The organism is Shewanella sp. (genome assembly GCF_047975355.1).
Lineage (GTDB): Bacteria > Pseudomonadota > Gammaproteobacteria > Enterobacterales > Shewanellaceae > Shewanella.
Genome location: NZ_JBKEDJ010000056.1, coordinates 38,871 through 61,424, shown reverse-complemented (window position 1 = coordinate 61,424; position 22,554 = coordinate 38,871). Strand labels below are relative to the sequence as shown.

General features: G+C 47.0%; 16 protein-coding genes. 4 read left to right on the top strand and 12 right to left on the bottom strand.

The genetic code is table 11. The features are described 5' to 3' along the window. Positions 1 to 144: 144 nt before the first annotated feature. From ACK5NH_RS15180 to ACK5NH_RS15140, 9 genes are all read right to left on the bottom strand, one after another. Complete coding sequence (locus ACK5NH_RS15180) at positions 145 to 870, bottom strand: uracil-DNA glycosylase family protein (RefSeq protein WP_416921383.1); 726 nt, start codon at positions 868 to 870, stop codon at positions 145 to 147. Next, positions 870 to 1,484 (bottom strand): hypothetical protein, encoded by a 615-nt coding sequence (locus ACK5NH_RS15175; protein ID WP_416921381.1) that lies wholly within the window; start codon positions 1,482 to 1,484, stop codon positions 870 to 872. Before ACK5NH_RS15175 ends, ACK5NH_RS15180 begins: the two co-directional genes overlap by 1 nt. A gap of 219 nt (positions 1,485 to 1,703) precedes the next feature. After that, entirely contained in the window at positions 1,704 to 3,791 is a 2,088-nt protein-coding gene (locus tag ACK5NH_RS15170) for an MtrB/PioB family decaheme-associated outer membrane protein (protein ID WP_416921379.1), read from the bottom strand. 12 nt (positions 3,792 to 3,803) lie between these two features. Next, a complete protein-coding gene (locus ACK5NH_RS15165; protein WP_416921377.1) occupies positions 3,804 to 4,793 on the bottom strand; it encodes a DmsE family decaheme c-type cytochrome in 990 nt (329 codons plus the stop codon). Positions 4,794 to 4,861: 68 nt separating this feature from the next. Next, a complete protein-coding gene (locus ACK5NH_RS15160; RefSeq protein ID WP_416921375.1) occupies positions 4,862 to 6,814 on the bottom strand; it encodes an OmcA/MtrC family decaheme c-type cytochrome in 1,953 nt (650 codons plus the stop codon). 334 nt (positions 6,815 to 7,148) lie between these two features. After that, positions 7,149 to 9,329, bottom strand: a complete 2,181-nt coding sequence (locus ACK5NH_RS15155; RefSeq protein WP_416921373.1) for an OmcA/MtrC family decaheme c-type cytochrome — start codon at positions 9,327 to 9,329, stop codon at positions 7,149 to 7,151. A gap of 245 nt (positions 9,330 to 9,574) precedes the next feature. Then, complete coding sequence (locus ACK5NH_RS15150; RefSeq protein ID WP_416921371.1) at positions 9,575 to 11,494, bottom strand: OmcA/MtrC family decaheme c-type cytochrome; 1,920 nt, start codon at positions 11,492 to 11,494, stop codon at positions 9,575 to 9,577. Positions 11,495 to 11,529: 35 nt separating this feature from the next. After that, positions 11,530 to 13,668 (bottom strand): MtrB/PioB family decaheme-associated outer membrane protein, encoded by a 2,139-nt coding sequence (locus ACK5NH_RS15145; protein WP_416921369.1) that lies wholly within the window; start codon positions 13,666 to 13,668, stop codon positions 11,530 to 11,532. Positions 13,669 to 13,681: 13 nt separating this feature from the next. Further along, complete coding sequence (locus tag ACK5NH_RS15140; protein WP_416921367.1) at positions 13,682 to 14,647, bottom strand: DmsE family decaheme c-type cytochrome; 966 nt, start codon at positions 14,645 to 14,647, stop codon at positions 13,682 to 13,684. Between the two features lie 424 nt (positions 14,648 to 15,071). Between ACK5NH_RS15140 and ACK5NH_RS15135 the strand changes: the two genes are divergently transcribed. The 3 genes from ACK5NH_RS15135 (at position 15,072) to glnS (ending at position 19,451) form a co-directional block, all read left to right on the top strand. Beyond that, positions 15,072 to 15,311 carry a FeoA family protein gene (locus ACK5NH_RS15135; protein WP_011623257.1) on the top strand — a complete coding sequence of 80 codons (240 nt, stop codon included), beginning with the start codon at positions 15,072 to 15,074 and terminating at the stop codon, positions 15,309 to 15,311. After that, positions 15,304 to 17,598: a Fe(2+) transporter permease subunit FeoB gene (feoB, locus tag ACK5NH_RS15130; protein WP_416921365.1), complete on the top strand. Its 2,295-nt coding sequence runs from the start codon at positions 15,304 to 15,306 to the stop codon at positions 17,596 to 17,598. The genes ACK5NH_RS15135 and feoB overlap by 8 nt, the downstream gene beginning before the upstream one ends. 182 nt (positions 17,599 to 17,780) lie before the next feature. Beyond that, positions 17,781 to 19,451: a glutamine--tRNA ligase gene (glnS, locus tag ACK5NH_RS15125; RefSeq protein ID WP_416921363.1), complete on the top strand. Its 1,671-nt coding sequence runs from the start codon at positions 17,781 to 17,783 to the stop codon at positions 19,449 to 19,451. 164 nt (positions 19,452 to 19,615) lie between these two features. On the opposite strand, the gene ACK5NH_RS15120 is transcribed toward glnS, so the two are convergent. Then, complete coding sequence (locus ACK5NH_RS15120; protein ID WP_011623254.1) at positions 19,616 to 20,212, bottom strand: Yip1 family protein; 597 nt, start codon at positions 20,210 to 20,212, stop codon at positions 19,616 to 19,618. Positions 20,213 to 20,489: 277 nt separating this feature from the next. On the opposite strand from ACK5NH_RS15120, the gene miaE reads away from it, so the two are divergent. Next, complete coding sequence (gene miaE / locus ACK5NH_RS15115) at positions 20,490 to 21,260, top strand: tRNA isopentenyl-2-thiomethyl-A-37 hydroxylase MiaE (RefSeq protein WP_416921360.1); 771 nt, start codon at positions 20,490 to 20,492, stop codon at positions 21,258 to 21,260. Between the two features lie 70 nt (positions 21,261 to 21,330). Here miaE and ACK5NH_RS15110 read toward each other — a convergent pair whose 3' ends face one another. Beyond that, complete coding sequence (locus ACK5NH_RS15110; protein WP_416921358.1) at positions 21,331 to 22,050, bottom strand: UDP-2,3-diacylglucosamine diphosphatase; 720 nt, start codon at positions 22,048 to 22,050, stop codon at positions 21,331 to 21,333. 9 nt (positions 22,051 to 22,059) lie between these two features. Beyond that, positions 22,060 to 22,554 carry a peptidylprolyl isomerase gene (locus ACK5NH_RS15105; protein WP_416921356.1) on the bottom strand — a complete coding sequence of 165 codons (495 nt, stop codon included), beginning with the start codon at positions 22,552 to 22,554 and terminating at the stop codon, positions 22,060 to 22,062.

Below are 22,554 nucleotides of genomic sequence, written 5' to 3'. Positions count from 1 at the left end.
TGGCGGTTAAGCCGCTCACCTAAAAACCTTTTTCTAAGCTCCAGTTTCTAAGCTCAAGTCTAGAAGCCCCTTAATGGGGCTTTTATTTGGATTTTATTTTCATCCCAAAACCATAACTTCTGGCGGTGGTGATGTTTTGGGGCTTTATTTGGGGTCTGGAGAGCTTGCCAAAAGGTTTGCGATCCGCGTTTGAAGTGCGGGGACAAGGTCGCGTTCAAACTCGGGATGCTGTTTTAGCCAAAGGTTGTTTCGTGGGCTAGGGTGGGGCATGACCATCAAACTAGGCCAATATTTTGACCATTGCTCAATGGCTTGGGTCACTGTGATCTTCTTGTTCGCTTGTGGGTTCGATACCGCTGTCGCTTGAGAGCTTAGCGCGCCGTCTTTTGTATCTATGGCACGTGTGCGCGGTAGATGGTAATCAATGGCATATTGGCCAAGGACCAGCACTAACTCTATCTGAGGCATCAAGGCCAATAACTTCGCATGCCAAGTTGCGGCGCACTCGGGGCGGGGCGGTTTATCACCCTGCTTTTTACCATTGCGTTCAATGGTTCCCGGAAAACAAAATCCCATCGGCACTATGGCAAATAGTGTGGGGTCATAAAATTGTTCCCGACTGACATTAAGCCAGGCGCGTAGCCGCTCGCCACTGGCATCGTTGAAGGGGATGCCCTTATGGTGGGTTTTTACGCCGGGGACTTGGCCAGCAATTAAGATCCGTGCTTGGCTACTGGCTTGCAAGATGGGCTTCGCTGGCAGGGGCAATTCGGCCTGACACAGTTGGCAAGCGCGGATTTGTTTGAGCAATACACTTAGCTCGGCTGAGCAGTTTGGCTCGATAGCTGGGCGCGGCATGTCTGTCATCATCAAGCCCCAAGTTTGCTCAATAGATGGTAGAGCCAATAGCCAAAGAGCGCATAGGACGTGGCTAATACACCATAACTCAATAATTTGCAGCCCAAGGCTTTAGTGGGAGCCTTGGCATGAGAGGTTAATGCAATATGGCCCAAGATAATCGCAAACAGGGCGCAGGGTGGTAGTAGATAACTTATGCCTAAGACGAATAGGGCACCAAGACTCAGCAGCCAGTTCGCGTGTTGGTTGCTGGGTTGATTCAGTTGGCGTAACTGCAGCGGTAATAAAATCAGCCCAACTCCGACAATGATCATGCCGAGATTGAGTGCAAAGTCACTCCAAGCACGGTGATCATAAAGGGTTAAGGCAAAGGCAAGCAGAGGGACTATCAGCGCGGTCAGCACGTGGCGTTTGGCAAAGAGGGGATTACGATACTGACCCGCAAAAAAGAACAGGCCCTGAATCAATGCGTTGATAAGAGTAAATCCACCCAGTCCGACGATGATAAATAAACTCGCCGTGCGACCGCTGGAATCGAATGCCATGGCTGGGGTGGCGAGCAAACTTAAGCCTATCGAGGCGGGCAGAGGCGATAAACGCCAAAAACAACAAGTGAAGGACGACATCTAAGATCCAATGATAGTTAACTCACTGAATTAACATCCGCTAAAGTGCCAGTAAACTCAAGGAATACCTCATCTTCGGCGTAAGTTTTGCGTCAGAGTCTGATCTTATTCAAGATTTTGGTCGCTGGAATAGCAGGGGCTTGAATCTAAAGCACGGTGAGTTTTAGTTAGCAATAAAAAAGCCCGCATAGCGGGCTTTTGACTATCAATAAACACAGATTAGAGCTTGTAACTCATGCTCAGCATCAGCATTTGTGCGGTGTAGTCATGACTGTTGCTGCCAAAGCCTACGGCGTTCCAAATGCCATCAACGGCGATATCGTTAGCGGCGTCATTGTCCTTATAGTTCTCAATTTTGTAATCGAAGCGTAGCGCGAGTTTCTCGGTCGCTTGATATTGAGCGTATAAGTTAATGTTATGGACTTTGGCAAAATAGTCGCCATAGTCGCCAGTGATACCTTGCCTGACTTGAGTGTTACTGTCGGAGTCTGAATAAGTATAATCCAGGCCTAGGCGTAACTTGTTCTCTAGCAGGTTGTTGTAGCTGATGCCAGCGCCAACCACATCCACTTTGTCTTCAATAAAGCCAGTCCAGGTTGGGGTGCTGTAATTGCTGCTACCCGCCTGTTCAGACTCAATAGTTTGGTGATTGTAGAAGGCTGTTGCCAGTAAGTCAGCGGTGATCATATAGCTGATATTGGCGTCATAACTGGTGTCTTTTGACTCAGTTAAGCCAATCACAGTATCGGTATAATCATCCAGCGCATAACGGGCACCGAAGTCTATGGTCAGGCTGTCGAGTGGCGTATGGGTGATGCGCGCTTCGACTTGAGTTCTGTCACGGTCAGCCAGATTGTACTTACGTAACAGGCTGTTGGTTTCAGAAGACGTCCATTCAGAGGCTTGGTATTGTGAGCCGTCACGGTTGCCGTAACTGCCTTTTACCCACATGTCCCACATGTCGAAGCTATTGACGCGCAAGCGGGCCCAAACTGTGTTCTCATCCGTGCTTTCACGGTCTTGATACTCACGTTCGTCACGCTTGAAGTCATAACCCCCATCGAGTTTAATGCCGTGGGTAATACGATAATCCGCCGCCACTTTAAAGCGCTGTGTGCGGTTATCGTAAGGGGTGTTATAGGCCACCTTACCGCTGACATTGTTGATGCTGATCTGAGTCCATTCTTCGATTGGGGTATTGTTGTCACGGTCGTAATAATCGTAACTACCACTTAAGCGAAGGGAATTACTCACTCTGCTTACCACTTTGAGATTCATACCCAGCAGGTCGACTTTGGCATCTACTGCATCCGTTGGCAGTTGATAACCGTAGCCGGAGGTCACCAGTGACTGATCTTGGCTCATTTGTCCGGTCAAAATACGGCCAGATAGTGCGTTACTACCGTCGTTATACTGACCCATAAGCGACACTGTGTGTGACTGGTTATCGGGATCGAGTGCAATGGCACCAGTTGTTTGCGCCCCGAAGGTGGGGTTGAAGGCACTGTCAAAGTTCAGCTGGTTGTATTCATTTTTGAAAATCGAACCATTGTAACTGAGCGCTGTGAACCAACGATCGCCTTTGAGTTTAACGCCCGCTTCTATGGTGTCAGTGGTGTAATCCACGGGTTCAGCTAACATCATGGATTGGTTGAAGAAGCCACCTGAGGTTTGTTTTAAACCGGTTTTTTCTTCACGCATGTAGTTTACATAGGTGCTCCAAAGCGATTCACCTTGATATTCGAACCCTAAGCCTGCACGTTCACGTTTCAGTGATAACTCGAGGCTGTTGAGGCTGTCCATCAACAGTGGCATTTGGCTGCTCGAACCTGCGGTGACCCAGTTATCGGGTAAGGTCAGGTTATTGCCGCCGATACCAGAATAGGGCGAGAGGGCACTATTGCTATCGTAGGTGGCAATTTGGCGGTAGTTTAGATTGATATTGTACTGGCCTTGTTTGCCCGCATTCACATCTAAACGTCCGCCATCCATGCCCAGTTGATAGGCTTCAACACTGGCGCGGTAACCTTTTTCACCACGGTAAGCCAGGTCTGCATCGAACTTGCCCGCGACTTCGTTTTTAGAACCAAAGGCATTGGCAGAGCGAATGTCCTCTTCGCCATTGTAACCGACGCCGACACCGACAGTACCTGATACGCCGGTTTCAACCACGCAGCCTTTACAGCTCCATGCTGAGAGTTTCACTTTGTCGGTATTGGCATTGGCGAGGCCATAACCATCGGCAGCTACGGCGAAACCTGTGTTGGCTAATAACGCTAGAGTGATCAAATTGAGTTTGAATTTCATCTTCTCGTCTCCTTAGCGCTGTAATAGCTTGCCAGATGGATGGTTAGAACCATGGACCTGACTATGGCAATTTAAGCAGCTTCTTCCACCCGTAAAGGCATTGTCACCGACATTTGAACCTAAACCAGTATTACCTAAGTAGGCGTTGCTGGCGTGGCCATCGCTTGCGTGACATTGCTGACACAGCTGCGGTGCTCGGGTTTTCAGCATGGCATCATTCACACTACCGTGAGGATTGTGGCAAGTGACACAATTCTCAGTGACGGGTGCATGCTCCCAGAGTTTTGGGCCGCGTTTCTCGGCGTGACAGGAATAACAAGTTTCGTTGATGCTTGGCTTATTCAAGTCAGAATCTGTCATGCTCCCATGGGGGTTGTGACAGTCGCTACAGGTCATTTGTGCCCATTTGAGTGGGTGACTTGAGCGTTTGTTCATATCCGCTTTTTGCTTAGTGTGGCAACTAGTACAAACTTCCATTTCAGTGTTTTTGGCAAGCACTGGATCTTTGGCGGTGTGTACTTGGTGACAAGAAGCACAAGCAACGTCGGCGTTGTCATGGTGACCGCCATTCCAAGACATACGCTTATCGTCTTGGTGACAGCTCATACATACGCTGTTTTGCTTGTCGGCACTTAAGGTCGATTGCTTACCAAAAGTGATCATCGGTTCGTTGCCGCCCTTGTTGTGTTGACCCATAGGGCCATGGCAAGCCTCACATTGTAGGCCAGCCATTGGGTTCTTAGAGGAGTCAATTGCGCCGTGGACACCCTTGAAAAGATCCATGACTTTTTCGGATTTTTTATGGCACATCAAGCAAGAATCGGCGCCTTTAGGGGAGTAGTTGCCTTCGGCAAACTTCTTATCTAGGGTCGCTTCGACTTGCTCAGGGGTCATTTTTTCATCCCACTTCGAGGCGTGAGCACTCGGTGCGATGGCAAATGCCATGACCGCAGACATCATCAATGCCGGCAGTAGATTTTTCATTTTGTGGTTGTTCTTCATAATAGGCTTCCCAATTTGTCCCAACAAAATTCAAGAAAGGGGGAGCGAACTCCCCCTGCTTGGGCAAATTACATTTTCACTTGAGTGTGATCTGCAACTGTTGGGGTATGGCAGTAGAAACAGGTTTCTGACTGTGCCGCTTGGTTGGCTTGAACATAATCACCGTTCACAATCGCGCCCATATTTTCTAAGCCGTGGCCAATAGACTCTGGCGCGTGGCACGAAGTACAAGTCGCAGTGATTGGGGTAGTGTATTTACCTGCAGAAGTGGCCAGTGCACCTTTCACTTTGAACGCATCTAAGTTGAAATCGTTATGGCACTGAGTACATTCTTTGATAACACCTTGCTCACCGTGAACTACGTGCAGTTTCATTTCGAAACCACCTTTGTTTGCACCGCTTGCATAAGTGCCATCAGGGGTATGACAGGCCACACAGGCATCCACACCTACGATTGGCTTACCGCTTGCGTCTTTGGCATGTGATACCTGTTCAGTCATCACAAAGCCTGCATGGTAACCTTTATGGATTTCAAAGGTGTCGCTGTGGCAGTTTTGACAGGTGCTGAAGTTAACTGAGTTCACATGGCGCATGCTTGGAGCATTACCTGATTTAGTACCAAAGACTAAGTCAGCTTTCATGCTGGTGGTTGTGCTATCAGCAGTACAGGCAGTGAGTGCTGTACCAGTGTTGCACATTTCCAGACCGATAAAGGTAAAGGCGGTATCTGTATCGCCAGCACCAAATGGCAGCGCAGGTGTGGTGAATACCAGTTTTCCGTCAACTAAGGTCACACCATCTTGTAGTGCACCGTCTTTGACTAGGTCTTTAGCGATCTTAGCTGCACCACTACCAGGGCTCTTGTTGTAGCCCATGATAGGGAAGTTAGGACCTACGTTGGTGATGGTTTCTATGCGTTTGATCTTATCTTGAACGCTAGCAGCATCGATGGCATTGCCATCTTTATCTAAGATAGATACGGTTAATACCGCAGTATTGTCTTCTTTCCCTGCGAGCGTTGCAGACATACCTAACTGAGCCATTACCGCTTTCTTCTCAGCGGTTTTGCCTGTGTGTAACTCGGCAGTCCAATTGCTGTTGTGACAGGCGATACAGTTAGAGTTATCTAACTGTTGAGAGTGGCCTTTGCCCGCAGCAAAATCAACGGCAGTATGGCAGCTTCCACAGGTAGCAGCGGTTGGAATACGTGACCAGTTGCCCCAATCAGGCGCGGCTTCGGTTTCAACGTGACAGCTTTGGCAGCTTTCTAACGAACCTAAGCTGAGGTCTTTATGTTTAGCATGAACCAGTGCATTGAATTCGTTACCTACTTTTACCTTGCCCGCGGTGTGGCACGTTGCACAGTAGTTAACGTCGGAATAGGCTCCGCCATGTTTCACATTGGCTAAGTCTTGGTGACAGGCGTTACAGCTTTCGGTGGCGACGACTTTACGGCTGTAGCCCGGTGTCGCACCTGTGTCAGCGGTAAAATCGACATAAGCGTTGCTGTTTGGGACTTGTGTGCCGTCTGGTAATGGCGTGTTGTAAGCGCGGATCAGGACACGTTGCGCTAACTGATCGTTGTAGGTGATCTTAGCATTGGCACTGAGGTTCATGTTGAAGGTGTAGCTGTAGTGGCCGTTCTTCATGTCCACGAAGGTACCAGGACAAGTAGCTGCCACATCACAGGTCTCATCACCAAAATATTGCCACTGCGAGGCATTACCGGCACCTGTCGCACCTTGTGGAATGAGCTGAGCTGCAGCAAAACGCATTTTTTGCAGGCCAACAACGGGTAAATCGTCTTCGTTAGTGACGGTGAATTCCACACTAGGGACACCGTTAGTCACAACTGATTTATTGAATGTAAAATTGAGTTTTTGAATGGCTGGAGCTGGCTCGCCACCAGGTTCACCGGGTTTACCATCGTTACCATCACTTCCACCACAGCCGGTTAAGGCCACAGTGACAGCACTTGCTGCGAGCAGCAGTGCGATTTTTGATTTTTGTGCGTTCATCATTTTTTTCCCTGCATAGGTTTGGCATTACTCAAGCGCTTGTCTTCTTCGCCCGACAGATTCTTTGTCTGTGCTTTAGGTCTTGAAGGCGACTTAAGTGGATGCTGGAAATAGAATTCCCCAAGGAAAGGCTAACCTAACATGCCCCTAAAATCTTCAAGGCCTTTGCTAATGTGTGACTTGGATCTTTCTATTTCTAAAGAGGTAGTTAAACCACAGGGGAAAAACAAATTTAGATCAAAAAATCGGCGGATGGTGAAGAGAAAATAAAAAAAGAGAGAGGGGATACCTCTCTCTTTTTTGAAACCCGTATTCTCGTTTAGAGACTAGGGATTACTTAGTTACCATGTGCTTCACGTAACTGAGTTGGAGTATGGCAAGTCGCACAGCTTTCAGACGCACGGTTTTGTACATCTGCAGCGCTAGTACCATCTAAGATACCGCCGTTAGCTTCAATGTGAGACTTAGCCGCATCAGACAGATACTTCTGGTGACAGCTTAAACATGCACCCGCATCAGAAGATACCCATATACCCGCTTTGTCAAAAGTGGTCATATTTGGATAAATCCAAGCACGTTCTTTAGCACGCCCGAGTTGAATACCATCGTCAGTGTGGCAAGTTGAACAATCTGTTTTCAGTACTGTACCAGATTGCACACCAGCATATTTCAAGTAGTGTCCGTCAGCTTCATGAGCTTTCCAAGCAAAGCTGGTTGCTTGGTCAAACTTACCTGAATTTCGAACAGTCTCTTTAAGCGATTTGTCTGGTGTATGACAGGTTTGGCAGTTCACACCATTGTCATAGTGAAGCACCTGCTGGTTATGGCAACCTTGACAGTTTGCTGTGTCAACTATGGCGCGACGTGTAGCGGGTGTAGCAGAGCTATCTACGCCGTTATCTTTCCAGACGAAGTGGTATGGTGCTTCTTTGACTGGGAGCTTACGGACATTAGCCTTAGAACAATCCGTTAGAACAACTTCAGCAACACCGTAACCACCATTGTTGAAACACACTTCTAATGCAGACCAGAGCTCAAATGTTTTACCGTTAGCATCCGCTGGCAGGCTGAACTTAGTGCCAGTTAATGTATAGGTTTTGGTCGCGTCATTGTAGGTGCCTTCGCTCAGCGCGATACGACGGTTACTGTAAGAGGCATCAGCATAACTTGGGTAATCTTTATCTGAATCCCATGCCACTACAACGCGTGAGCCTTGGTTTACAAATAGTTTATCGATAGCATTGCCATCTTTATCAACAACTTGTACATCAAAGGTCATCTTACCAGTGTCATTCACACCCACATTGCTGAATTTAATACCCATTGCTTGAGTGTCAGAATAGGCTTTCAGCACGTCGCCATGGCGTTTAGCTGCGCTGCCAGTACCACCGTACGGCTCGGTGCTATTGTGACAGGAAACACAATTTGTACTGCTGTGGTTTTTAGAAGGCTTTTCTGTATGACAACCGATACAGGCATTGTTGCTTAAATCGGCCTTGAATAGATCTGCGTTGGCAGGTGCATTTACTCCCTCAACATGGCAAGAACTACAGTCAGCAGCCGGTTTTTGTGGGAAAGTAACTTTTCCATAGTCGATGACTTTGCCGCCATAGCCGACAATCTTATACGGTGCAGCTAATGGTGCGCCATCAGCATCAACAGTGCTTCTTTCAGCACCTTTGTGGATAGCATGGATCATATAGGTGAATTCAATGCTATTACCGGACTCTGGATCGCCAGAGGTTGCTGTGTGGCAAGAGGCACAGTTTTCAATGTCGATACGACGACCACCATGCAGCTCTAAGCTTTCTGGTTGGTGACAGGTGTAACAGGCTTGAATAGAAACCACATTACGGGTTTGAATGCCTTCAGTCTTACCTGTAGAAGGTTGCCAATCGAAATGGGCGTTAGCTGCAAGTTGGGGTAACTCAAGCTCCATTGTGGCGCGTTGAGTCGCATCGGCATTGTAGGTGACAGTTAATGGTTCAGTCACATTGGCAATGTTGGCTTGGTAGGTGTAGCTGTAGCTACCGTCACCGTGGTCAACTAAACATGTATCACATTTAGCCGCGGCTTCAACGTTGGCCTGATATTGAGCTGATGGATTGAGATTATCCACACCTGCAGGTGCTGTGCCTGGCTCTTTTTTAGCATTGATATAAGCTTGCCATTGATAACCGCGATCCGCAGGTTTGGCTGGATCATCAGTTGCTTCAGTCACATGGGTGAGCTGGGCAATACCGAACCGTAAATCGTGATCTTTCGTTAAGCCTAACACGGCCACACCATTGGCATTTTCCAATGTAAAATCAACGGTGACTTTGCCTGCATCTACTGTGGCATTTGTGAATTTCGCTTTTAACGTTGAAGTTGAGTCGATATTAACACCAACAACGCCTGGTTTACCGTCTTCACCATCTTTACCATCACTGCCACCGCAGCCAGTGAGAAGAAGTGAAAGTAAACCGGCACCCAACATCGCTTTTGTTGCGGTATTGAAATTGAACCGTTTCATCATGATATTTCCCTGCAATAGTTTTAATCATCATTAAGCGCTTAGCAAATAAGAATAAATCTCATTAGCCGCATTTAATGTGTGGAATTAGATCCCACCTGTAAGGCTAACTAAGTCATTGGTATTTATCAGTCACTTTAAGCGGGTAATGTGATTGAGATCTGACTATTTCTTTAGGGGTAGATGACTGCATAGTATGAGTTCCTTTTATATTTGCAGTAGCAGGCCTTTCGGCCTGCATCATAGGGTTAATTAATGGGGTGCACTTTCAACACGTCGGCGACAGCGCCTTGTCCGTGGCAGAAAGCACAGGTTTCAGTGCCCGCGGTGGCATCGGCTTTTGTTCCCGCAAATACCGCGCCTTGCTGCATCATATGGTTGTGGGTGCTATCACTTGAGTGACAATTACTGCATACCGCAGCAATTGGGCTGGTAAAGGTGCCGTTGTTCAGCGCAAGTGGTTGAACCGCTGCATTTAAGGGCAGGGCAACCGTTGAGACTCCCGCCGCATCTTTTATGTGACATTGGGCGCAATTACCGATTTTTCCTGGGTAATTTAGGTCTTCAAAACCGGCAAATTGGCTGGTATGAATTCCATGGATCAACTGCTTATAGTCAAAAGAGGTAATAGATGGATTGGCTGCTGTGGCATCGGCCTGCATATTTGGGTTGTGGCAAAGTTGACACTGGCCCGCTAAATCGTTTCGTGCGCCATGAATGTTCAGTTGCTGATCGCCGTGGCAACTAGCACAGTTGGCATTGCTAATGACGTCGCGTCTGCCTGTGGCACTTAAGGCTGACATATCAAAGTAACTATGGCTCGCCTTAATCACCAGGACTTCGGCAAGTTCAGTGCTGCAATCCACTAAGACTTTGTCTTTGGCGCATACCCGACCTTGAATAGCCAAGCCGCCATAGTCGGCCTCTGTGCCGGCAGGGACAGTTAAACCCGAAATAGTATAAGTGTAAGTCCCATTACTGCCAGAGATTGGAGTGGACTCGGGGAGTCGAATTGAACGCGCTGAGCGGGTACTATAATCGAAGCTGGCCCCCCAGTTGGCATAGACTCTTAAGTCACTGATAAATTTTAGTTTATCGGCGCTATCACTGTATGCCGCACCAGTTGATGGATTGGTCAGGGTGACGGCTACAGTCACGGTGCCATTGGCATCCATGCTTGCGCTACTAATGCTTGGACTAAATTGAGCTAAAGCGGCCATTTGATCTTCATTGCCGTGTACGCTGGCGGTCCAATCGGCATTATGGCAGGCAACGCAATTGCTATTATCTGCTTGCGCAGGATGGCCTTGGCCCGCAGGGAAATTGATTTGCGTATGGCAGGCGCCACAGGCTTCCATGGTGGGCACCCTATGCCAGTTTTGACGTTCGGCTAAATCTGGATTATCAGCGTGGCAAGTTTGGCAATTACTGATGGATTGAGGGAAACCCGTTAAGTGTTTGCTGTGGATCATTTGCGGGAAAATATCCGCAGGATCACTGACTTTTTTACTGTTATGGCAGGTTACACAGGTTTCAACTTGATTATAGCGTCCACCATGGAAAGCCAAATTGCTGTGGCAACTATTACAGGTTTCAATCGTGATTAAGTTGCGGGTGTAGGCCAAGGTATTGCCCGAAGTTTGCCAATCATAGTGTTGATTAGTGATGGGGAGCGCTGTGCCATCGGCTAATGCATCTCCGCCAAGTTTGATGACTACCCGTTGGGTGGCGTCGTTAAGCAAAGTCACACCATTCATGCCGTTAAATGTCGCACTAAAACGGTAGCTGTAATGGCCGTTTTTATGGTCGACAAAAGTGCCGGGGCATGAAGCTGCACAGGTTTCTGAGGTAAAATGTTGCCACTCACTGCTATTGCCCGCACCAGTGGCGCCTTGGGGGAGTAGTTGTGCCGCAATGAAGGTTGCCGAAGGAATGCCAACGACGGCTTCATCGTCTTGGTTACTCACCTGATAATCGACTTGGGCAATGCCATCGGTGACGGTGACTTTGTCTACCATGATGTTTAGGTTGGTGATTGTCATCGCCGGTGGTTTACCGGGCTGGCCGGGATCACCATCATTACCATCGCTGCCACCGCAGGCGGTGAGCAGGGTGGTTAAGGCCAGCAACAGACTCAATTGTGTGCTAAATCTTGCAAACTTGTTCATATTTCTATCCTTGGAATACGCTGTCAGTGCCTAAGTTACATTTGGTAGCTTAAGGTCAAACCTAAGTAATGAGCATTGTAGTCGTGGCTGATGTCGCCAAAACTGAGCACATTGGGGACAGTGTCCCAAGTGGTGTTTTGGTTTTGCCAGTTTGCATCTTGATATTTCTCGAACAACCAATCGAACCGTAACGACATACTGTCGGCCAGTTTATATTTGGCGTAGGCGTTAATATTGTGCTTGCGACTGTAATAGTCACCGTAGGGACTGTTGATGCCGTAGGTGACTTTGGTATCGCTTTGACCGTCGGAGTAGCTGTAATCTAAACCGAGATCTAAGCGATTATCCAGCAGGTTTTGATAGGCTAGACCTGCGCCAACTAAGGTCGATTTTTCTTCCGATGTGCTATACCAATCCGGCGTTGAGAAACGATTACTTCCTGCCTGATCGGAATCGCGCCAGTCTTGGTTGAGATAGGCGTTAAAACTCAGATTGTCACTAATCAGATACTGCGTAGATATGTCGTAGCCGAGGTAAGACACTTGAGTGAGTCCGACTAATGTGTGGTCATAGTCATCGTCGATGCTGTGTAAACTCGCCCCCATAGACAGACCTATATCACTTTGATAATCCGTGTGTAGGGTGATTTTTTGACGTTTCCGATCAGCAAGATACGATTTACGCAGCCAAGGATTACTCGGACTTTGGGGGCTTGTCACTGGCTCGTAGTCACTGCCATTGCGCTCTAATGCTTCACCCTTTAACCAAGCAGACCAGGCTGGCGAATAACGATAGCTGAGTTTGGCAAACAGACCCGATTCATCGACGGATTGCCTGTCTAACTCTGAATAAATGATTTCATCACGGCTATATCCCGCTTCAGCATAGGCAGAAGGCGTTAGGCGGTATTTACCTTTAAGGTCTAATTGCTTGCTGCGTTTATCGTAGAGACGATTTTGCGCTGTGCCTTGATGAAAGCTGTCAGTAACGACCTGCGGAAAATCCAACTGAGCGGTCTTGTTCTCCCTATCTTGATAGTTATAGCTGGCTTGAACACTCAGATCCTGGGTGATGCGGCCAGAATATTTAAGGAGCATCTCGAGGATATCCACTTGGGCATCGAGATTATCGGTTGGTAAAACTGGGGAGGGGCCATTAATAGTGGCAGGAAGAAACACCTCGTCCTGTGACATTTTGCTTATGCCCGCGTGCATTAGGATGTTATGGCCATTTTGACCACCACTGGCCTCTGCGGCGATACGATAGGCTTTGTTATCAGGGTCGACTGCATTTTGCCCAAAGTAGGCTGCACCAAATGTGGGAGTATAGGCCGATTGCCATAGCAGTGCCTGATGGTCATTCTTGTATTGGCTGATTTGGCTATTAATACCTGCTTGCCAACCTGCGCCACCAAAATAGACTCTGGCATCGATTTCATCGGTGCTGTCGTCGATCGGCTGCGCCAGCATTATACTATTAGTAAGAATATTCGCGCTGGTCTTTTTCGCACCGCTGCGGTTTTCATGTTGATAGTTGATTGAAGCTTTATAACGACTCGTTGATGAAATATGGCCTGCATAGTAACCACCGAGATTGAATCTATCCCGCGTAAGGCTTAAGTCCTGCTCGACTAAACTTGATTGCAGTAACGGCATCGATTGTGTCGTTGCACCCGCCACCCAATTATCAGGCAATAGCATTTTGTCATTATCGGTGAGATAAGGGCTTTTAAGCTGATTGTATTGGTAATTAGCAAGCCCCTTATAACCCAATTGGATTTGGTAATGCCCCGGTTGGCCTGTGGTAAGTTTGGCTGAGCCTGTGTCAAACCCGAGTTTATCGGCCTCTAACTTGGTTTGATAACCATTCTCAGTTTTATATAACATGTCGGCGCCTACTGCTCCGACTAAGCCATCTTTATCTGTGCCAGTACGATTTCCAAATCGACTATCTTCACCATCATTGTAGGCGAGTGTGGCACTAACGTTACCTTGATGCCCTGTCTTAGGCTGACATTGCTTGCAGCTCCATGCCTCACTTTTTACACCACTGCGATTCGCTTTTTGGATTTCGTATCCTTCGGCGTGTGCTGTGTTTAGTACGCCACTAATCGCCCAAGCCAATAGCGTGAGTGAGAAACAAGCTTTAGGAGTCGATATGTTCACTATTTGCATGATCATTCCCTTGTTATCTCTGGAGCAACTTGCCGGATGGATGATTTGAACCATGCACTTGACCATGACAATTCATACAGGAATTGCCAGAGGTGAAGGCATTGGTTTGATTACCAAAGTAAGCATTGCTGCTATGGCCATCTGAGGCGTGGCATTGTTGGCATAATTGTGGTGGTTTACTAATGAGCATCGACTCATTCACGCTGCCGTGGGGGTTATGGCAGTTAGCACAATTGTCGGTGACAGGTGCATGCTCCCACAGTTTAGGCCCACGTTTTTCGGCATGGCAGCTGTAGCAGTTTTCGTTGACGCTCATTTGTTTCAAACTTGCATCATTCAAGCTGCCGTGGGGATTGTGGCAATCGCTACAGACCATTTGTTGCCATTGCAATGGATGGGATGAGCGTTTGTGCATATCGGCTTTTTGCTGGGTATGGCATTGGGTACAAATGGCAACTTCATTCGCTTTGTCACTGATAGGGTCTTTTGCAACGTGAACTTGGTGACAGCTGCTGCAGGGGATATCGGCATTATCATGATGGTTGCCTTTCCACGCGATGCGTTGATCGTCGTTATGGCAACTCATGCAGACACTATTTTGCTTTTGCGCGGGGACGGGGGAGTTCTGGCCAAAGGTGATCATCGGCTCTTTGCCGCCTTTATTGTGATTCCCTAGTGGACCGTGGCAGGCTTCACACTGTAAATCGGCCATGGGGGAGTCTTTGACACTCGGATTGCCATGCACGCCATCAAAAATGGCCATCACAGCTGCACTTTTTTTATGGCACATCAGGCAAGTATCAGCCCCTTTGGCCGAGTATTTACCTTCGGCAAACTTTTTGTCCAATGTCGCGACGACTTCCTCGGGGGGCTTATCATCCCAAGGTGTTGCTAACGTTGGAAGGCTGAGTATCGATAACATCACTACAAGCATAAGCTGAGTTATGCTTTTGAACTTTAACCCAATATCCATGTTCATCTATTCCCGAGTGCGTTTTATTTGTTATTTTCAAGCTTGCGACATCACTAATTTAGCAGATTAATACTAGAACAAATTTGCGACAATTGCGTAACATTTTTATGGAGGTTGACAGTAAAGAAGGATGATTTTGTTAGTGATAAATAACGAAGTGTGATCTTGTTCTCATTTTGATTTGTGAGCAGCTCGTTTACAGCTCATTGACTTTTACTCTAACTCGTAAGTGTGCTGTGCAGTTATGGGAATTTTTATTTTTGGTCAGGCGTTTATTCATTGAGATTTTTGTCACATAATACTCAACACAATTGAAAACTATTATCGTTACCAGTCATAAAGCTTGATCTAGGTAAAGTTATTAGAGCCAACGCTCAGTTACAATGGGCGCAGTTTTTCAAGCTGAAGCTGTTACAAGGTGAAATAGGTAATGAAGTTAAGCGAACTCAGTCCCGGTGACCGTGGCATTATTTCTGAAATCGGGCGATTAGATCTGCCGCAAACAGTGAAGCGTAAATTATTATCCATGGGCATCACCCCAAATACACGATTTTCGTTGATCCGCAGAGCGCCAATGGGCTCTGGTTTAGAGTTGGATATTCGTGGCAGTAAGCTTTGTATGCGTAGAGACCTAGCAGACATCATAGAGGTGGAAAAGGCGAATGACTAAGCAGTTTCATTGCGTCACTGTTGGTAACCCAAATGCGGGAAAATCAACACTCTTTAACGCGCTAACGGGCGCGAATCAGCAAGTGGGCAACTGGTCCGGTGTGACCGTTGAGAAAAAAACCGGTCATTTTACCCTTAATGGTGCAGACGTTTACTTAACCGACTTACCCGGTATCTATGATTTACTCCCTGCGGGTAACAGTTGTGATTGTTCTCTCGATGAGCAGATTGCTCAGCAATATCTCGCCGAACAACGTGTCGATGGCATCATTAACTTAGTCGATGCAACCAATATCGAGCGTCACCTCTATTTGACGGCACAGCTTCGTGAACTGTCGATCCCTATGGTGGTGGTTTTGAACAAAATCGATGCGGCCATCAAGCGGGGCATCCGTGTCGATTTAAAAAAAATGAGCGAAGAATTGGGTTGCCCTGTAATTGGGGTATGCTCACGGGATCGGGCAGACGTAGCTAAAGTGCAAGCACAAGTGCTTGATTTACTTCAAGGCCGCGTATCCGAAGCGCCTTTGCTATTAGATTATGATGAGCAAATTGAAGCGGGTGTGCAGTTACTTTGCAGTAAAGACCCCAATTTAAGCCGTGGTCGTGCACTGGCGATGTTAGGAAATGGCTCAGGTTGTGGTAGCTGTAAAAATGCGGAGTTTCAAGATGAAGTGAGTACTTGTACTCAGCAAATTGCGCAACAAGGGCACGATATTGAAGTGATGGTTGCGACGACTCGCTTTAACTTTGTGGAGCGAGTGTTCCAAGGTTCAGTGAAAACCGATGGCTTCTTAACCTTGAGCGATAAACTCGATAAATTAGTCTTACATCCCGTACTTGGCATTCCGGTTTTCTTATTTGTCATGTACTTGATGTTTATGTTCAGCATCAACATTGGCAGTGCGTTTATCGATTTCTTCGATGTGTTTGTCGGGGCATTGCTGGTCGATCATTTTGGCGCACTGCTCAGTAACATTGGCGCGCCTGCTTGGCTAGTCACAATTCTGGCGGGTGGTGTGGGTCAAGGTATTCAAACCGTTTCTACTTTTATCCCGGTAATCGCGGCACTGTTCCTCGGTTTATCTATTCTTGAAAGTTCGGGCTATATGGCCCGCGCTGCATTTGTGGTGGATGGCTTAATGCGCCGCATTGGCTTACCGGGCAAAGCCTTCGTCCCCATGATTGTCGGCTTTGGTTGTTCGGTTCCAGCCATTATGGCGACTCGTACCTTAGGCAGTGAGCGTGAGCGCATTGTCACAGGGATGATGGCGCCCTTTATGTCTTGCGGTGCGCGTTTACCTGTGTATGCGCTATTTGCGGCGGCCTTCTTCCCTGATTCTGGTCAAAACCTAGTGTTTCTACTGTATGTGATCGGGATTTTTGCGGCAATTGGCACTGGATTATTACTGCGTAGCACCTTATTACCGGGCACGAGCAGTGCTGTGGTAATGGAGCTGCCAAGCTATGAGCTACCAAAATTTAAAGCCGTGATGGTGCGGACCGGTAAGCGAACTAAGAGCTTTATCTTAGGTGCGGGTAAAACTATCGTGCTTGTGGTAACACTACTTAACTTTATCAACGCGATTGGCGTCGATGGCACCTTTGGCCATGAAGATAGTCAAGCGTCACTCTTAAGTGTGGCGAGCCAAAAAGTGACCCCCATCTTTACTCCAATGGGCATTGAGCAAGATAACTGGCCTGCAACTGTGGGTATTATCACTGGTATTTTTGCCAAAGAAGCTGTTGTTGGAACTCTCAATAGCTTATATACCAATGCGGCTCCTGAGGATGGCGAATTAACTCCCTTAGCCGATAGTTTCAATGAAGCACTGGCGACTATCCCTGCAAACTTGTTCGGTTTAGATTTGGAAGATCCGCTTAAGTTATCTGTGGGTGATGTATCCAGTACCGATGTTGCCTCAGAGGCGCAAGGTGTTGCAACGTCAACTTTTAGTGCATTGCAATCTGGCTTTACCACTAAGGTGGCAGCCTTCTCTTATCTGCTGTTTATCTTACTCTATACGCCATGTGTTGCTGCTATGGGCGCCTTGGTACATGAGTTTGGTAGCCGCTGGGCAACGTTTGCCGCAACTTGGACATTCTCACTTGCCTACGGCAGTGCAACTATTGCCTATCAAGCGGCCACCTTTAGTGCGCATCCGGTGCAATCGAGTCTGTGGATTGGTTTCTTCCTCGTAGCTCTTGTGGTGTTCTATCTGTGGCTTAAACGTAAAGGGCGCAGAACACAGCAAATCATCCCTGGCATTAGGATCATTACCGAGTAATCGTAGAGTAATAAATGTCAGCTTAGTCATGACAAAGGTAAAAGCAGCTTTCATGGCTGCTTTTATTGTTTTACTATCCATGCCATAACCCTAGTTTTTTATACTGGGCATTGTAACTGGCCGAGATCTGTAGGATCATGCGGCTTTTGTTAAAATTGCCATTGTTCGCAAAGAGGAATTCCATGAGTCATGTGGACACTGAAGTACGTCCGAGTAACTTTATCCGTAATATTATTGATGAGGACCTGAAAAGCGGTAAGCACACCAGCGTGCAGACGCGTTTTCCTCCCGAGCCAAATGGTTATTTGCATATAGGTCATGCTAAGTCCATCTGTTTGAACTTTGGCATTGCGCGCGATTACCAAGGCCTATGTAATTTACGTTTTGATGATACCAATCCTGAAAAAGAAGACATCGATTATGTTAATTCGATTCAGGCGGATGTGCGTTGGTTAGGATTCCAGTGGGATGGTGAAGTTCGTTATTCATCTAACTATTTCGACCAATTACACCAATATGCGGTTGAGTTGATTAACAAAGGCTTGGCCTATGTGTGTTTCCTCAATGCCGATGAAACCCGCGAATACCGTGGCACTTTAAAAGAGCCGGGTAAGAACAGCCCGTATCGTGACACTCCCGTTGAAGAAAACCTGCACTTATTCGAAAAAATGCGTAAGGGTGAATTCAAAGAGGGCGAATGTGCACTGCGTGCGAAAATCGACATGGCATCGCCTTTTATGTGTATGCGCGATCCGGTGATTTACCGTATTCGTTTCGCTCACCATCATCAAACCGGTGACAAGTGGTGCATTTACCCAATGTACGACTTTACGCACTGTATTTCTGATGCGCTCGAGCACATTACTCACTCGCTGTGTACATTAGAGTTCCAAGACAACCGTCGTCTATACGATTGGGTGCTCGATAACTTAGATGATTTCCAAGCGCCAAACCGTACTCGTCAATATGAGTTTTCTCGCTTAAATCTTGAATATACGCTGATGTCTAAGCGTAAATTGAATGACTTAGTGACGCGCAAGTTAGTGTCAGGGTGGGATGACCCGCGTATGCCAACGATTGCAGGTTTACGTCGTCGTGGTTATACCCCAGCGTCTATCCGCGAGTTTTGCCAACGCATCGGTATCACCAAGCAAGAAAACATGGTTGAAGTGGCGATGCTCGACGCTTGTATCCGTGAAGAGCTTAACGAGCACGCCCCTCGTGCGATGGCTGTTCTGCGTCCATTAAAAGTCGTGATTGAGAACTACCCTGAAGGTCAAATCGAAACTATTCATGCGGCTTCTCACCCAAGTGATGAAAGCATGGGAACGCGCGAACTCGCTTTTGGTCGTGAACTGTATATCGATGTTGCCGACTTCAGAGAAGAAGCCAATAAGCAATATAAACGTCTGGTGATGGGCAAAGAAGTACGTCTGCGTAACGCTTATGTCATTAAAGCAGAACGTTGTGACAAAGACAGCGAAGGCAATATCACTACAGTTTACTGCAGTTACGATGCTGACACTTTAGGTAAAAACCCTGCCGATGGCCGCAAAGTAAAAGGCGTAATTCATTGGGTTGAAGCTACAACAGCAAAACCTGCGGAATTCCGTTTATACCAACGCTTGTTTACTGATCCAAATCCTGCTGCCGCTGAGACTGTGGATGAAGTATTAAACCCTAACTCACTTGAAGTAGTGAATGGTTTAGTGGAAGCGAGTTTGGTGAATGCGCCTGCGGAAAAAGCTTACCAGTTTGAGCGTGAAGGTTATTTCTGCGCTGACAATAAAGACTCTTCAGCCGAGCATTTAGTGTTTAACCTAACGGTTGCACTGCGTGATTCGTTCGAATAGAGAGTCACTTAGCAGCGGTTAAGTGCTGTTGCTAATAGACTCATAAAAAGGCCCTTAGTTTTATAAAGCTAAGGGCTTTTTGTTTTTTAGAACTTTTCGTTTTCAAAACTTCTCTTTACCACTATTTGTATTTTTAAGCGCTTGATAGAGCACCTATTGATACCTTATTGGTACATAGGGCCAAAGCCAATACTCCAGAGGATAACGCTGGTGGCCATTAGGCCAACCAACAACACTAAACCTGCTGTAACCATGGAGCTGGCGTAAATAAAGCCTTTTTCTTCCGGGATGTTCATAATGATGGGCACACCCGCGTAGAGCAGATAAACCGAGTAGGCTAAGCCAACGAGTCCAACAATCATAATAAACCAGAGTACTGGATAGAGTGCAGCTAGGCCGACCATAAACAGAGGCGTTGCAGTGTAGGATGCAAGCTCTAAGGCTTGCGTGAAGGTGGGCTGGGCATCGAAGGTTTTTGCCATCCAGTAAGCTAAATAGGCGAGGGCAAACACACCTGCAATGAGACCAAAGTACATTCCCACTGACATAAACATGGCGCTTTGTGGCGTGAGATAAATCGGATCCCCCGCCCCTGGATTCCAGCCAATATATGCAGTGGCGATAAAGCTACAGACAGCCGGAATGAGTGCGATGAGAATAACGTGACTTAAGCTACTTTTGAGTGCCTCGTGATTCTTCTCAATCGCGTGCCACTCCTGTTTTGGATGAGTGTATAACCCCATTAAGTGATTCAGTATCATTATAATTATCCTTGTTCAGCATTGATGATGGCTCGCCAAACGTCAGACGAGCTGATAACAGCTCTACAATCAGGGTAAATGCTCTCCTATCCTTTAACGCCTGACTGTTTACACTTTGAATTGAGACGCAGTGTGATCAGGATCTCAGTTCTTATAGTGTAGATTATTTATTGAACAAAAAGTTCATCTCGTCAAGTTTACCGCGGTGTAAAGCTATAGCTTGTCGATAATTACGCGTAAAATATGACGATATTTTTAATGATTTTTGAGTGTTCCCATGCAGCAATTATTGGCACCTGTTCATGCGTTTCTTCGTTGTGAGACGCCGCAAACTTGGATTGATGTGGCAAGAGCCTCTGCCTCGTTAGATGAACTTTTAATAGACCATTGTAATTGCGAGCTAAAAGCCGCGCAGACCGCGATGTTCTTATTAAGGCGATACGCCTTAGATAAAGACAGCGGACAATCACTGTTGGCGTGGGCAAAACCTTACGAGGAATTCGTTTATCACAAGGAACGTGATATCGAGGAGTTTTTGGCCCGTGATGTTAAAAAGAACGAGCTGGTTGCCAATTTGCAGCCCAATCAACATTTTGCTTTTGGTCAGGATCTTATCCCGCCACTTATTCGCCTAATAAAAGAAGAGTTTCATCATTTTGAACAAGTGCTGGAGTTGATGCACGCACGACACATTCCCTATCGCAATATTCGTGCAGGGCGTTACGCAAAAGGCATGATGAGCCACGTGACGACCCATGAGAAGGATATTCTGCGCGATAAGTTGATTGTTGGCGCTTATATTGAGGCGCGCTCCTGTGAACGTTTTGCCAAATTAGCGCCTTACCTCGATGCAGAGTTAAGTAAGTTTTATGTGTCTTTGCTGCGCTCTGAGGCGCGTCATTTTGAGGATTATCTTAAGCTGGCGCAGCTCGTTTCAACAGAAGATATTACTGAGCGGGTGGCTTATTTTGGCAAGAGGGAAGTCGAATTGATTATGGCCCCCGATGAAGAATTTCGCTTCCACAGTGGCCAGCCGTTGGCTATCTGATGTGAATGAGCGGATTAACGGCCGTTACCTTATTTGGGTTTGAGGCCGTTAATAGCTTTTTCAATGGTCGTTAAATGGCTTCAAAGGGCAGGCTTTTTAAATCTACACCATTAGCGCTCACAACCAATACGCTGCCCTGCTCATACCAATCACCGACCACAATACGTTTGCAACCCTTGTTTAATTCGTGAATGGCTGGCCTATGGGTATGACCGTGGATCATCTGCTTGCTATGGGTTTTGGCAAACAATTCATCCACTGCACTCGGTTCCACATCCATAATGACATAGCTTTTTTGTTGATTGCTGCTCTGGCTATTGCTGCGGATCTTATTAGCAATGGCTTGACGTTTTCTCTTCGGCAAACAGCTATAAAGCCAACGGGCAAATGCAAAACTGCGTAATTTGCGAAAGCGTTGGTAGGCCTTATCTAAGGTACATAGGCTATCGCCGTGCAAAATCACCGTTTTAACACCATACAGTTCTAAGCAAGTGACTTCGGGTAACATTTGCATACCTGCAGCATCGGCAAATTGTTTGCCTAACATAAAGTCACGATTACCGTGAATAAAGTAGATGGGCAGTGTTTGGGAAACTTGCTTGAGCTTACGTGCTAATTCGAGGGCGAAGGGCGCGGCTAAATCGTCGCCGACCCATACCTCAAACAAATCCCCCAAAATGTAGAGGGCATCGGCATCATTCAGCTCTGTATCGAGGAAGCGATTAAAGGCTTGAGTGATATCGAGGCGATCGGCACTTAAGTGCAGATCGCCAATAAATAAGGTTCGCATCCTAAGGAATTAGGCCGCAGTGCTTACTTTTTCAATCACAACCGCTTCTAATGGTACATCTTGGTGCATGCCACGGTTACCAGTGCTGACGGCTTTGATTTTTTCAACGATGTCCATGCCTTCAACCACTTCACCAAATACACAGTAACCCCAACCTTGCATGCTCTCAGATTTAAAATCGAGGAAGGTGTTGTCATTTACGTTGATAAAGAATTGCGCCGTCGCGGAATGCGGATCAGAAGTGCGTGCCATCGCGATAGTACCGGTACGGTTTGATAAACCGTTGTTAGCTTCGTTTTTCACTGGCTCATGGCAACGTTTTTGGCTCATTTCTGCGGTAAAGCCACCGCCTTGGATCATAAAGCCGTCAATTACACGGTGGAAAATGGTGCCATCGAAGAAACCTTCGTCGACATATTTCATAAAGTTTGCCACGGTCAGCGGTGCTTTTTCGGCGTTCAGTTGCAGTTTAATGTCGCCCAAATTAGTGTGTAATGTGATCAT